Origin of the sequence: Sphingomonas sp. R86521, assembly GCF_042466235.1 — a bacterium.
Lineage (GTDB): Bacteria > Pseudomonadota > Alphaproteobacteria > Sphingomonadales > Sphingomonadaceae > Sphingomonas.
In genome coordinates this window covers 2,574,914-2,588,723 of record NZ_JAXHBY010000001.1, presented here as the reverse complement: position 1 = coordinate 2,588,723, position 13,810 = coordinate 2,574,914, and the positions used below count along the sequence as shown (strand labels likewise).

The following is a 13,810-nucleotide window of genomic DNA, read 5'->3' as shown; positions in this document are numbered from 1 at the left end:
ACAGCTGTGGCATCGGCTCGCGGAACGGTGCTGCGGCGCCGGTGATGCGGGTGTAGCTCAATGGTAGAGCTTTTGCTTCCCAAGCAAGTGACGAGGGTTCGATTCCCTTCACCCGCTCCATTCACTCATCGATAGAGCGACAGGCCGGTCACCAAGTATGGCGGTTGGCTCCGGTGGTCTCGCAAAAACGACCGAAGCCTCGGGCGGCGTGCTTTCGCGTTGCGGGCGCACGGCGTCGGCGATAGGCGCTCGGCAACGCCGTTGAGGCGCAACAATCATCGGGGACATCATGAAAAGTTACGCAATAGGCGCCTTGGTGGCGGCGATCGGTATCGCCTGTGCGGCGCCGGCGGCGGCGCAGATCGGCGTCGAAGCCAACGGCGCGCGTGCCGATGGCCATTGGGGCGGCGAAATCGGGGTCGGCTATTCGGTCGGGCTAGCCGGTTTCAAGATCACGCCGAGCGCTGGCGCTCTGGTCTACTCCGGCAGCAACGATCGCTACGAGACACAGGACAATGGCGGGTCGTCGCGGTGCCGCGATCTCTCGAACGGCCAATATGCGGACAAGGCGCGGTGCGACAACACCAAGGTCAAGGCCTATGGCCGCGTCGAGGCGACCTATTCGATCCCACTGTTCGCGACGGTCGGTGCGGGCGTTCGCGTCGGGCGCGACACGCGGCCATATGGCATCGTTGCGCTTCCGCTGGCGCCGCTGTTGAAGCTCAAGGGCAATGCAGGGCCGCATTATTTCGCGGCGGGCCTGACGCTAGGCTACTGACGATACGGCGGGGGCGGGGGCGTTGCTCATCGTCCCCGCCGACCGCGTCAGCTGCCCGGGCAGGTCGTCCCGGCACCCGGATCGAGATCGAGGCAGCGGCCATCCAGCCCGTGCACCGGTAGTCCGATGGTCGCCGCCAGCGTGGGGGCGATGTCCACCGTTTCCACCGAGAGCGGCTGTTCGAAGCCGGCCATGCCCTTGCGCCAGAACAGGATCGGGACGCGGCGGTCGTAGTCCCACGGGCTGCCGTGGGTCTCGACATAGCCGACCGCGGGGTTTTCGATCGTCGTGACGCGGGGTTTGAGCAGGATCAGCAGGTCGCCCGAGCGCGCCGGGTCGAACGAGGCGCGGGCGCGTTCGAGTAGCGTCCAGGTCTCGGGCGGGGTGGTCGGCATCGCCTGTGCTGCGATTTGGTTGCGCGGGAAGGCGGCGGCGACCTGCGGCATCGCGGCGTAGCGGCGCGTCGCCTCGGCGAGCACTTTCGCGCGGGTGGCGGCGGGCAGGTCGCGGTCGACATAGATGTCGCCTTCGGCCGAGAGCAGCACGGGTCCCTTGAGCTTGAGGTCGGCAGCGATCGCGGCGGCGACCTGCTTGGTCTGCGCGGTGGGAGCGACATGCTGCTCCATCGGCATCGCGCGCTGCAGCTGGCGTTCGGTCATGTCGTGTGCGCCGTGGTCGGCGGTCAGCACGACCTCGTAATCGACCCCGGTGGCGTCGAGCACGTCGAAGAACCCGCCGAGCGAACGATCGAGCTCGTCCATCTGGATGCACATCTCGGTGCCCTGGGTGCCGAGACTGTGGCCGATATAGTCGGTCGCTGAGGCGCCGACGGCGATGATGTCGGTCTGCGGACCCTGGCCGAGCTTCATGTCCTGGACGAGGCCGGCGGCCATGGCGAACACCGCGGCGTCGCTGGCGGGGGAGGCGCGGAAGCCCTTCAGGTCGCCTGCGGCGCGTTCGAAGCGACCCTGGCCGTAGACCTTGCCCGCGACCGTGATCGGACGATCAAGCGATTTGCACCAGCCCGGCAGCGGTAGCGCGGCCTGAGGTTGCGCGAGCATCGCGGCGACCGCGTCGCGGGTGCGTTGCACCACCGGCGGCACCGCGCGGCCGGTATAGCTGGAATAGGTCTTGCCGTCCCACCACCAGATCTCGTCGACCTTGTGGCCGCCCATCATCACCGCGGCGCGATCCTTGCCCGCGACCGAGACGACGCGGGCGCGCGGGTCGGCGTTCTTCATCATCTCGCCGAGCGTAGGCACCTTCAGATGCTTGTCGGTGACGGTGTACGCTTCATGCGTGCTGCCGGGGACGCTCTCGTCCTCCGCGCAATAGATGATCTTGTCTTCGAGCCCGACGCTCTGGTCGACCCAGTTGTTGGCGACGATGCCGGTATGCGCGGGGCGCATGCCGGTGAGGATCGTCGAGTGGCCCGGGCAGGTCTCGGTCGCGGCGTGCGCCTGGTAACCGCTGGGGAATACCGCGCCGTTCAGCAGTCGCGCGAAGCCGCCGGTGAAATGCTGGCGATATTGCTGGAACAGGTCGGCCGAGAACTGGTCGACCGAGATCGCCACGATCAATTTTGGGGCGGGCTTTGCCGGTGCCGGAGCCGCGGGCGGCGCGGTCTGTGCAGCAAGGGGTGCGGCGGTCGCGAACAGGGCGGCGGCAATAAAAGCTTTCACGGGCGGTCCTTGGTGCATGGCGACGCGACCGCTATGGCTGGCCGTGATGATCGAGACAAGAAATGCCATGCGCGTACTTCGTTGCGCGATGATGACGGTGCTGCTGGCGTTCTGCGCGCCGGCCTTTGCCGAATTGCTCAACGGATCGAGCCAGCATCTGTCGATGCGGCTGGTCGCGGAAAGTGCGCAGCCGAGAGCAGGCGCGCCGCTGACGATCGCGATCGCGACGACGCCCGAACAGGGCTGGCACGGCTATTGGCGAGTGCCGGGCGATGCGGGCTTCCCGGCGACGTTCGACTGGACGCTGCCAAAGGGCGTGACCGCGGGGGAACCCGAATGGCCGGTGCCGACGACGCTGCTGATCGCGGGGTTGATGAACTATGTCTATGAAGCGCCCTATGCGCCGCTGGTGACGCTGCAGGTTCCGGCAGGGCTGGCGGCGGGGACCAAGCTGCCGATCCGCCTCAAGACCTCGTATCTGGTGTGCTCGGCGACGATCTGCGTGCCCGAGGAGCAGGCGCTGTCGCTCGACCTGGTGATCGGCGATGGCGCGGCGACGCAGGCGGATGCGTTTGCGGGCTGGCGGCGAGCGATTCCCAAGCCGCTGGATGCCCAGGCGACCTATGCCGTGAGTGCCGACGGGGTGCGGATCGCGGTGCCGATTCCCGCGAGTGCCGAGGTCAAGGACGCGTTCTTCTTCCCGGTCACGGTCGGCGCGATCGACTATGCCGCGCCGCAGACGGTGACGCGGGTCGGCGACACGCTGACGATCGCGACCAAGGGCAAGCCGGCGGGGCCGATCGAGGGCGTGCTCAGGATCGGCGACGGGCTGGGCCTGTCGGTAAAGGCCACGCCGGGCGTGTTGCCGCAGGCGGCGCCGACGCAGAACGTCTGGATCACCGCGCTGGTGGCGTTTGCCGGCGCAGTGTTGGGCGGGCTTATCCTCAATATCATGCCGTGCGTGTTCCCGATCCTGAGTCTCAAGGCGCTGAGTCTGGCGCGCGGCGGGGCCAGCGAGAAGGACGCGCGGGGCGAGGCGCTGGCCTATACCGCGGGCGTGGTGATCGTGTGCCTCGGACTGGGCGCGGCGATCCTCGGGCTTCGCGCCGGCGGGTCGGCGGTCGGCTGGGCGTTCCAGTTGCAGCATCCCGCGGCGATCGTCGTGCTGCTGCTGTTGAGCGTCGCGATCGCGTTCAACCTGAGTGGGTTGTTCGAGGTGCCGACTCCGCGGTTCGCGGGCGAGAGCGGTGCGAGCGGTGCGTTCGCGACCGGCGCGCTGGCGGCGTTCATCGCGACGCCGTGCACCGGGCCATTCATGGGTGCCGCCCTCGGCGCGGCGCTGGTGCTGCCGTGGCCGGCGGCGCTCGCGGTGTTCGCGGGGCTCGGGATCGGGCTGGCGTTGCCGTTCCTGGCGATCGGGTTCGTGCCGGCGTTGCGGCGGTTCCTGCCTAGGCCGGGCGCATGGATGGAGACGTTCCGCCGCATACTGTCGGTGCCGATGTTCCTGACCGCGATCGCGCTGGGCTGGGTGCTCGGGCGGCAGGCGGGCGTCGAGTCGCTGACGCTGGCATTGGTCGCAGCGCTGGCGATCGGTGTGGTGCTGTGGATCGGTGGCTTGCGGCAGCACAAGGGCAAGGCGTTCGGCTGGGCCGCGCTGGTGGCGCTGGCGCTGATCTTCGTCGGCAGCGCTGCGCTGATCGCGCAGGCGCCGGCGGAGGCCAAGACGGCCGCACCGACGGACGCCGCGTTCACCGAGGCGAAGCTGGCGTCGTTGCGCGCGGAAAAGCGGCCGGTGTTCGTGTATTTCACCGCGGACTGGTGCCTGACGTGCAAGGTCAACGAGAAGGCGGCGATCGAGACTGCGGGCGTGCGCGACGCGTTTGCGAAGCACAACGTCGCGGTGCTGATCGGCGACTGGACCGATGGCGACCCGGTGATGGGGCGGTTCATCCAAGCGCATAACCGCGCCGGCGTGCCACTGTATCTGTATTATGCGCCGGGTGCGGCCGAGCCGACGGTGCTGCCGCAGGTGTTGACGCCGGGTTTGCTGGAGGGGTTGGGGGCTTAGCCTATCCTCCCTCCGTCATCCCAGCGTAGGCTGGGATCTCGTGCGGTGGGGTGTGCGCTCGATTGCGGGAGACCCCAGCCTGCGCTGGGGTGACGGAATTTGTGTGACGTCTTCGCCTAGTAACGGGGGGTTGGAGAACTAGGCTTGTGCACGATCCCTTCGCAGTGCAGCATGGAACCTTAACCACGTTGGGGGCTTTACCGTTTCGATGGGGCAACAAGCGTTCGACGAGATCATGGGTAAGCCGGGCGCGGAAACCGCTCGTTCCGAATTGGCAGCGCTTTGCAAATGGATCGAGGACACCCCTGACGCGGAGCTTCGCCGGCGCCAGGAAGCCGCGGAGACCACGTTTCGGCAGCTCGGAATCACCTTTGCCGTGTACGGCGAGGAAGAGGCCGCCGAAAGGATCATCCCGTTCGACATCGTGCCCCGCGTGTTCCTGCACGACGAATGGACGCGGTTGTCGGAAGGGCTGGTCCAGCGCGTCGAGGCGATCAACGCGTTCCTCCAGGACATCTATGGCGAGCGCCGTATCCTGAAGGAGGGCGTGCTGCCCGAGGATCTGGTGCTGGGCAACGCGCAGTTCCGGCCCGAGATCGCCGGGATGCGACCGCCGCACGGCATCTTCGCGCATATCTGCGGGATCGACCTGGTACGCACCGGGCCCGACGACTTCTTCGTGCTCGAGGACAATGCGCGGACGCCGTCGGGTGTCAGCTACATGCTTGAGAACCGCGAGGCGATGCTGCGGCTGTGTCCCGAGCTGTTCCGCCAGTTCCGCGTGGCTGCGGTCGACAGCTATCCCGACCGTTTGCTGGAGACGATGAAGTCGGTCGCGCCGCACGGTACCGGGTCGAACCCGACCTGCGTTCTGCTGACGCCGGGGCATTACAACTCGGCCTATTACGAGCACAGCTTCCTCGCCGATTCGATGGGGATCGAGCTAGTCGAGGCGGCTGATCTGCTGGTCGACGACGATATCGTATGGATGCGGACGATCGCGGGCCGCGTGAAGGTCGACGTGATCTATCGCCGGATCGACGACGACTATCTCGATCCGCTGGTGTTCCGACCGGACTCGGCGCTGGGCGTGCCGGGACTGATTGCGGCCTATGCGGCGGGCAACGTCGCGATCCTGAATGCGCCGGGCAACGGCATCGCCGACGACAAGGCGATCTACAGCTACATGCCCGATATCGTGAAGTTCTACTCGGGCGGGGAGTGCAAGCTGCCCAACGTCGAGACATGGCGGTGCCGCGAGCCGAGTTCGCTGAAATACGTGCTGGAGCATCTCGACGAGGTGGTGGTGAAGCTGGTGGACGGATCGGGCGGGTACGGGATGCTGGTCGGGCCGACCGCGTCGAAGGCCGAGATCGAGGCGTTCCGCGCCGCGCTGATCGCGGAGCCGCAGCGCTATATCGCGCAGCCGACGCTGGCGCTGTCGACGGTACCGACGATGGCGGATGGTGGCCTGTCGCCGCGGCACGTTGATTTCCGGCCGTTCGTGCTGACCGGATCGAAGGGCGTGCAGGTCGTGCCCGGCGGGCTGACCCGGGTCGCGCTGAAGGAAGGGTCGCTGGTGGTCAATTCGAGCCAGGGTGGCGGGACCAAGGACAGTTTCGTGCTGATGGCCGACCAGACCCAGCGGATGTCGCGCGGCGGCATGACGCAGAGCATGAGCGGCATGACCCAGACGCTCGGGGACCTCGCCTGATGCTCTCTCGCACGGCATCGTCGCTCTATTGGCTGGGGCGGTATTTCGAGCGCGCGGACTTCATCGCGCGGCTGGTCGAGGCAACGGTGCGGCTCGACGTGCTGTCGTCGCAGCCGGCGGGCGAAGCGGCATGGGCGTCGGCACTGGCGGTGACCGAGACCGACACCGCTTTTGCCGAGACCGGCGACGCGCTGGAACAGGCCGAGGTCGTGCGGTTCCTGACGCTGGACGCCGGGCATCCGGGATCGATCGTCCGGTGCCTCGACATGGCGCGCAACAACGCGAAGGCGGTGCGGACCGCGCTGACCCGCGAAGCGTGGACCACGATCAACCGCGCCTGGCTGTTGTTCGAGAACCGCGCCAGCCCGCGCGGCGTGACCGAGACGCTGAACCTGGTCGAAGCGGTGAAGAACGAGACCCGCGGGTTCGAGGGTGCGGTCCACCGGATGCTGCGCAACCAGACGACGTGGTTCATCCGGCTGGGCCAGGCGGTCGAGCGTGCCGACAACACGGCCCGGCTGCTCGACGTCAAATACCATATCCTGCTCCCTGAGGGGCAGCAGGTCGGCGGTGCGATCGACCGCGACCAGTGGACCACGATCCTGCAGATGGTCTCGGCCGTGACGGCGTATCGCTGGCTGTACAACGACGGGTTGCGGCCGGCGGACGTGATCGACCTGCTGATCGCGCGGTCGGAATTGCCGCGCAGCCTGGCTGCGTCGGTCGAGGAGACGGTCGACGTGCTCAACCTGCTCGCCAAACGCACCGGGCACCACGGCGAGGCCGACCGGATGGCGCGGATGCGCGCGGCGCGGCTGGCCAAGACCCGGTCGGGCGAGGTGATCGCATCGGGGCTGCACCAATACCTGCAGGCGTTCATCCAGGAGAACGGCTTGCTGCACGCGGCGATCGGCCGTCAGTTCAAGTTCCTCTGATGCGGCGGACCGGGCGATGAGACTCTCGATCGATCACCGCACGGTCTATCGCTTCGCGGTACCGCAGGCGCGGCTGGTGCAGATGCTGCGGCTGACCCCGGAAAACTCGCACGACCAGACGATCGCGTCGTGGCGGATCGATGTCGACTGCGACGCGCGGCTGCGCACCGGGCGCGACGGCTTCGGCAATGTCGTGACGATGCTGTACGCGGAGGGTCCGGTCGACGGCATTGCGATCACGGTTCACGGCGAGGTGCTGACCAGCCATTCGGACGGCGTGCTGCACGGCGTCCACGAGCCGCTGCCGCCGCCGCTGTTCCTGCGTTCGACCGAGGCGACGCCGGCCGATCCGATGATCGCCGAGTTTGCCGCGGATGCGGCGGTGGGCGCACTGAGCCCGGTCGGCGCGCTGCACCGGGTCAATGCGGCGCTGCATGCACAGTTCAGCTTCGACTGCGGCCGGCCGGTGCCGGGGCGCAACGCGGCGGCAGCATTCCGCGAGGACTGCGCGACGCCGCGCGACATGGCGCAGATGTTCGCGGTGGCGGCGCGGTCGATGGGACGCCCGGCGCGGTATGTCTCGGGCTATTTGCATACCGACCGCGACGGCGAGCATCGGCCGACACCGCATGGCTGGGCCGAGGCGCATGTCGAGGGGCTGGGCTGGGTCGGGTTCGACCCGTGTTCGGGGTTGTCGCCCGAAGAGCATTATGTGCGGGTCGCGATCGGACTGGATGCAGCGAGCGCGGCGCCTATCGCAGGGTCGCGTCTGGGCGATGGCGCCGAGGAACTCGATGTCGACGTCGTGGTCGTCCAGGAGGACTGAGGACTCGATCCTTCCGCTGGCGGGGGAGGATTACGCCGGGACGGTCTGTGGCGCGACGGCCATGTCGGCGTCCTCGAGTAACCGCCATCCGGCGGGACCAAGGACCTCGATCGGGCGATAGCGCGTCTTGTAGGCCATCCGCTGCGACCCCTTCACCCAATAGCCGAGATAGACATAGGGCAGTCCGGCGTCGCGGGCGCGCAGGATGTGGTCGATGATGATGAAGTTGCCGAGCCCGGGCCTCGCGACCTCGTCGTCGGCGGCGAAGAAGCTGTAGATCATCGACAGCCCATCGGCCTGGCGGTCGGTCAGGCAGGCGCCGATCAGCCGGCCGGGAACGCCGTCGACGCTGGGTTCGCGATATTCGACGACCAGCGAATTGACCGGGGAATGCTCGACCATGTCGGCATAGTCGTCCTCGTCCATCCCGGCCATGCCGCCGCCGGGGTGGCGCGCGCCGAGATAGCGGCGCAGCAACTGGAACTGTTCGTCGGTCGCCCATGCCTTGCACGCGGTGACCTGGATGTCGCTGTGCCGTTTCATCAGCTTGCGCTGGGTGGCGTTGGGCGCGAATTCGGGGGTGACGACGCGGACCGAGACGCAGGCGGAGCAACTCGCGCAACTGGGGCGATAGGCGACGCCCTGGCTGCGACGGAACCCGATCCGCCCGAGCGCGTCGTTCAGTTCGATCGCGTGCGGGCCGGTCAGTTCGGTGAAGACCTTCCGTTCCTGGCGGTCCGGCAGATACGGGCAGGGCGACGGGCTCGTGACGAAGAAGCGCGGAAAGCGGAACGGCGCAGTCACGGCTTCGAAATCCCCTCCGGCGCCTTAGTGCGCGTCGCTGCTATATGAGGCGCAGCGCGTTGATGAAAAGGCGCTTTACCACGATTATGGGTTAATGGCCGGACCGATCCGGCCACCGTACCAGGACGGGACGGTCAGGCGAGTTCGACGGTACTCGTCTCGTACCCCGCATCGCGCAACGCCATCACCAGGCGATCGAGATGCGCACGATCGCGCGCCTCGCATTCGATGTCCGTGATCAGGCCCTTTGCCGGCAGCGTCGTGAACACGCGCTGGTGATAGATCTCGATGATGTTGATGCGTTGCTGGTCGAAGATCCGCGCGACGTTGAACAGTGCGCCGGGCTGGTCCTGCAGGCGGATGCGCAGCCGGGCGAGACGGCCCGACCGCGCGAGATCGCGCAACAGCACGTTGGCGAGCAGGCGAGTGTCGATGTTGCCACCGCACAGGATCACGCCGATCGTCCGCCCTGCGAACCGCTCCGGATGCTGGAGCAGGGCCGCCAGTCCGGCAGCGCCGGCGCCCTCGACCACGGTCTTCTCGATCTGGAGCAGCAGGCTGACCGCCATTTCCAGGCTGCGTTCGCTGACCAGGACGATGTCGTCGACCAGTTCGGCGACCATCTTCGCGGTGATGCCGCCGGGTTCCTTGACCGCAATCCCCTCGGCCAGCGTATCGCCGGCGCAGGGCATTTCGGTGCCGTTGATGCGGTTGTACATCGACGGGAACAGCTCGGCCTCGACCCCGACCACCTCGATCGGGTGATCCGCTGCGCGCGCGACCGTCGCCATGCCGGAGATCAGGCCGCCGCCGCCGATCGGGGTGACGAACATGTCGATCGAGGGCACGTCCTCCAGCATCTCGATGGCCGCGGTGCCTTGCCCGGCGATGACGCGCGGATCGTCGAACGGGTGGACGAAAGTGAAGCCGCATTCGCCTTCGAGGATGCGGGCATGTGCATAAGCCGCGTCGAAGGTGTCGCCGTGGAGGACGACGTTGGCGCCGTGGCCCTCGGTCTGCGTGACCTTCACCGTCGGCGTGTTGGTGGGCATCACGATCGTCGCGGGGATCCCGAGGCGGTTGGCGTGATAGGCCAGGCCCTGCGCGTGGTTGCCGGCCGATGCCGCGATGACGCCCTTGGCGCACGCTTCCGGGGATAGCTGCAACAGCGTGTTGAGCGCGCCGCGCTCCTTGTAGGCCGCGGTGAACTGCAGGTTCTCGAACTTCAGATACACCGTCGCGCCGGTCATCTGGCTCAGCGTCCGGCTGATCAGCGTTGGGGTGCGGACGATCGAGTTGCGGATGCGGTCGTGCGCGGTGCGGATATCGTCGATCGATACGGGCATCGATACGGGGCTGGGTGCCGCTACGGCAGCTTGGGTCGTCATGCCGGTTCGCTAGACCATCTGGCGCGAGGGGGGAACACCGCTTATGCGCGGAGCCCATGGCAAAACTGGCATTCATTGGGACTGGCGTGATGGGCGCGCCGATGGCGGGGCATCTCGTCGCGGCGGGACACGCGGTCACCGTCTACAACCGCACGCAGGCGAAGGCGGAGGCCTGGGCGGCCAAGCACGGCGGCAGCATCGCTGCGACTCCGGCGGAGGCGGCCAGGGGTGCCGAGGCGGTGTTCACCTGCGTTGGCAACGACGATGACCTGGCGGCGGTGACGCTGGGGCCGGACGGTGCGTTCGCGGCGATGACGCCGGGGGCGCTGTTCGTCGATCATACCACGGTGTCGGCGAAGATCGCGCGGCGGCTGGCCGAGGAGGGCGCGGCGTTGCTGGTCGTCGACGCGCCGGTATCGGGTGGTCAGGCGGGGGCCGAGAACGGCAAGCTGTCGATCATGTGCGGCGGCACCGAGGACGCGATCGCGAAGGCGACGCCGTTCATGGACGCCTATGCCGCGCGGATCGTCCATGTCGGCGCGGCGGGCGCGGGGCAGATGACCAAGATGTGCAACCAGATCGCGATCGCCGGCGTGCTGCAGGGGGTCGCCGAGTCGCTGCGGTTCGCGCAGGCCAGCGACCTCGATCTGGCGAAGGTGTTCGAGGCGATCTCGGGCGGCGCGGCGCAGAGCTGGCAGATGGTCAATCGCTGGGAATCGATGGGCGAGGACCGGTTCGACTTCGGCTTCGCGGTCGACTGGATGCGCAAGGACCTCGGGCTCGCGCTCGACGAGGCCAAGGTCAACGGCGCGGTGCTGCCGGTCGCGGCGCTGGTCGATCAATTCTATGCCGAGGTCCAGGCGATGGGCGGAAGCCGCCAGGACACGAGCGCGCTGGTGCGGAGGTTGCCGAAGTGAACGAGATCGTCACAGCGCTTCTCCCCTCCCTGGAAGGGAGGGGCCGGGGGTGGGTTGGCCCGTTGGGTAACGGTGCGCCTGCCCCGAGCCGACCCACCCCCAACCCCTCCCTTCCAGGGAGGGGAGTCTTGATCGCGGCGGCCGGGGCGCTGGCTGCGCTGCTCGCCACCCCCGCCTTTGCGGATGGGATCGTCGACAACGTCAACGGCATCACGCTGGCGGACGGCGGGCGGGTGATCCATTTCAAGGCTATCCTGGTCGACAAGGACGGTCGCGTCACGCGGCTGGTGCCGCCGGGCGAGGCGCCGCCGAAGCTCAGCCGCAAGGAGCTGATCAAGAACGCCGGTCGGCCGCTGTACGACTGGCGCGTCGACATGGGCGGCAGGACGCTGCTGCCGGGCTTTATCGACGCGCATGGTCATGTCCTGGAACTCGGGTTCCGCGCGCTCGAACTCGACCTGTCGGGGACCAAGTCGCTCGACGAGGCCAAGGCCAAGATTGCGAACTACATCAAGGCCAACCCGGATCGCAAATGGGTGCTGGGCGGCGGCTGGAACCAGGAGGCGTGGGGACTCGGTCGCTTCCCGACCGCGGCCGAGCTCGATTCGGTGACCGGCGACCATCCGGTCTGGCTTAGCCGTGCCGATGGTCATGCCAGCTGGGGCAACACCGCAGCGATGAAGGAAGCCGGGATCACCGCGAAAACGGTGGCACCGGCGGGCGGACGGATCGAGAAGACCGGCGCGCAGCCTTCGGGCGTGTTCGTCGATTCGGCGCAGCAACTGGTCGCCAAGGTGGTACCGCAGCCGCTGCCCAAGGAGCGTGATGCGGCGTTCCTGACCGCGCAACAGATCCTGCTCGGCTACGGCGTCACCGCGACCGCGGACATGGGCACGACGCTGGACGAGTGGCTGACCTATCGGCGGATGGGCGACATCGGCGCGCTGCGGGTGCGAATCATGAGCTATGGCATGGGCGTCGAGACCGCGAACCGGGTCGGCGGCAAGGGGCCGACGCCGTGGCTGTACGCCGACCGGCTGAAGATGGGCGGCGTCAAGATTTATGCCGACGGCGCGCTGGGGTCGCGCGGGGCGTGGCTGAAGGCGCCCTATTCCGATGCGCCGGGGCAGTCGGGCGCGGGGTTCCTGACCGACGACCAGCTGCAGAATTCGATGAGCCGCGCGGCGATGGACGGCTTCCAGATCGCGGTCCACGCGATCGGCGACCGCGCCAACGAAGAGGTGCTCGACGCCATCCAGGTGCTGTCGGAGACGTACAAGGGCGACCGCCGCTGGCGGGTCGAGCACGCGCAGATCGTCGCACCCGAAGATCTGGTGCGGTTCGGCCGCTACGGCACGATCGCGTCGATGCAGCCGACCCACCAGACCAGCGACCGGACCATGGCGGAAGCGCGGCTGGGGCCGAACCGTCTCGCCGGGGCCTATGCGTGGAACACCATGCTGAAGAACGGCGCGGGCCTGGCGTTCGGATCGGACTTCCCGGTCGAGCGGCCCGATCCGTTCGCCGGCTGGGCGGCGGCGTTCACGCGGCAGGACGCCGACGGACAGCCGTTCGGCGGCTGGCGCCCCGAGGAGCGCGTGACCCGCGAGCAGGCCTGGTGGGCGTTCACCGGTGGCGCCGCCTATGCCGGGTTCGCCGAGAAGCAGTTCGGATCGCTGCAACCTGGGCAGCGCGCGGACTTCATCATCGTCGACCGCGACCCGACGTTGGCTTCGCCGACCGATCTGCGGAAGACCGTGGTGCAGCAGACCTGGGTTGGGGGCGAGAAGGCGTTCGAGCGGAGTTAGCGGGCGGAAGGTCACAAAGGTCACGCCCGGGGGGGGGGTGCGTTGGGGCTGGGTCTGGTGGATTTGAGACAGTCCGCTTTCGGCCACGACGAGAAGAAAGCTGCCCTTACGAGCGCACAATGCTACAATTCACCCGCGCATTAGCGGGGGCAGCCAAACATCAGAAAAGATGGCTGCGAAGAGCATAAATGCCGCAAATAAATAACCAGCTATCAAACAAGCGCGAAAAGCCTTCGGCTGTGCGTCACGTCCAATGTTTCCGAATAACGTGAGAAACCTCCTGCGCTTGGGTGCTGTCGCCGTCTTTAGGAGCATATAGAAAGCAAAGGCCCCAAGCAGCAGTCTGATTGTAATTTGATCCACTCGGCTTCTCCGCTCGCTACCGTGCCCGGTCCCGGCTATTTTAATGGCCGGTATTGGGCATCTACACAAATCCGCCGAACGGCAAGATGTGGGCGATAGCTGCCGGATCATATTTGCAACCTCGGTTCTTGCTACCGTGCTTCGACTTCGCTCAGCACGAACGGAGCGGGGCGGCGGGGCTCACCGCTACGCCGGAGTCGCCGCCGATGTGTCCGTGGCGCGGGTTCTACGCCGAGAAAGACCGTAGCAGGCAATCACATCGTCGGTGTGTAGGACAGTATAAAATGGCCGCAGCGCCTCTCGGTGTCGCAGCGTTCGGTCAAGGATTGCGGATCGGGCATCGGGATTGCCGAGCGTCGCGCATCTGGGCCCCAGCCTTCGCCGGGGTGATGGAAGGGACTGTTGTTCTCCCGCGAAGGCGGGAGCCCAGTCTGGGTCCCCGCCTTCGCGGGGAAACAAGGGGGCCGGACCGACGCCCGAGTGTTTCACGGAACAGGCCGGGGTGATCGCGACCGTCGCTGGCTCGA

The 13,810-nt window shown here is 67.4% G+C and carries 10 protein-coding genes and 1 tRNA gene; 8 read left to right on the top strand and 3 right to left on the bottom strand.

Features of this window, described 5'->3' with window-relative positions; all coding sequences use genetic code 11:
• Nucleotides 1–46: 46 nt before the first annotated feature.
• Together SJY20_RS11940 and SJY20_RS11935 are read left to right on the top strand one after the other, a co-directional pair.
• Nucleotides 47–120, top strand: a tRNA-Gly gene (locus SJY20_RS11940).
• Between the two features lie 169 nt (nt 121–289).
• The gene (locus tag SJY20_RS11935) at nt 290–778 is read left to right on the top strand and encodes a hypothetical protein (protein ID WP_380787140.1); all 489 of its coding nucleotides are present in this window, start codon (nt 290–292) and stop codon (nt 776–778) included.
• Nucleotides 779–825: 47 nt separating this feature from the next.
• Here the strand turns inward: SJY20_RS11935 and SJY20_RS11930 are convergent, their stop codons facing one another.
• Nucleotides 826–2,478, bottom strand: coding sequence for an alkaline phosphatase family protein (locus SJY20_RS11930; RefSeq protein ID WP_380788677.1), 1,653 nt, complete (start codon nt 2,476–2,478; stop codon nt 826–828).
• Between the two features lie 49 nt (nt 2,479–2,527).
• On the opposite strand from SJY20_RS11930, the gene SJY20_RS11925 reads away from it, so the two are divergent.
• The 4 genes from SJY20_RS11925 to SJY20_RS11910 all read left to right on the top strand — a co-directional run bounded on the left by SJY20_RS11925 (nt 2,528) and on the right by SJY20_RS11910 (nt 8,003).
• Nucleotides 2,528–4,528, top strand: a complete 2,001-nt coding sequence (locus tag SJY20_RS11925) for a protein-disulfide reductase DsbD family protein (RefSeq protein WP_380787139.1) — start codon at nt 2,528–2,530, stop codon at nt 4,526–4,528.
• 208 nt (nt 4,529–4,736) lie between these two features.
• Nucleotides 4,737–6,242, top strand: coding sequence for a circularly permuted type 2 ATP-grasp protein (locus SJY20_RS11920; protein WP_380787138.1), 1,506 nt, complete (start codon nt 4,737–4,739; stop codon nt 6,240–6,242).
• Complete coding sequence (locus SJY20_RS11915; RefSeq protein WP_380787137.1) at nt 6,242–7,177, top strand: alpha-E domain-containing protein; 936 nt, start codon at nt 6,242–6,244, stop codon at nt 7,175–7,177. The genes SJY20_RS11920 and SJY20_RS11915 overlap by 1 nt, the downstream gene beginning before the upstream one ends.
• A 16-nt stretch (nt 7,178–7,193) precedes the next feature.
• Nucleotides 7,194–8,003, top strand: coding sequence for a transglutaminase N-terminal domain-containing protein (locus tag SJY20_RS11910; protein ID WP_380787136.1), 810 nt, complete (start codon nt 7,194–7,196; stop codon nt 8,001–8,003).
• Nucleotides 8,004–8,033: 30 nt separating this feature from the next.
• Here SJY20_RS11910 and SJY20_RS11905 read toward each other — a convergent pair whose 3' ends face one another.
• Nucleotides 8,034–8,807: an arginyltransferase gene (locus tag SJY20_RS11905; RefSeq protein ID WP_380787135.1), complete on the bottom strand. Its 774-nt coding sequence runs from the start codon at nt 8,805–8,807 to the stop codon at nt 8,034–8,036.
• A gap of 134 nt (nt 8,808–8,941) precedes the next feature.
• Nucleotides 8,942–10,195 carry a threonine ammonia-lyase gene (locus SJY20_RS11900; protein ID WP_380787134.1) on the bottom strand — a complete coding sequence of 418 codons (1,254 nt, stop codon included), beginning with the start codon at nt 10,193–10,195 and terminating at the stop codon, nt 8,942–8,944.
• 56 nt (nt 10,196–10,251) lie between these two features.
• Between SJY20_RS11900 and SJY20_RS11895 the strand changes: the two genes are divergently transcribed.
• Both SJY20_RS11895 and SJY20_RS11890 read left to right on the top strand, forming a co-directional pair.
• Nucleotides 10,252–11,112, top strand: a complete 861-nt coding sequence (locus SJY20_RS11895; protein ID WP_380787133.1) for an NAD(P)-dependent oxidoreductase — start codon at nt 10,252–10,254, stop codon at nt 11,110–11,112.
• Between the two features lie 128 nt (nt 11,113–11,240).
• Nucleotides 11,241–12,920 carry an amidohydrolase gene (locus SJY20_RS11890; RefSeq protein WP_380787132.1) on the top strand — a complete coding sequence of 560 codons (1,680 nt, stop codon included), beginning with the start codon at nt 11,241–11,243 and terminating at the stop codon, nt 12,918–12,920.
• Nucleotides 12,921–13,810 lie beyond the last annotated feature (890 nt).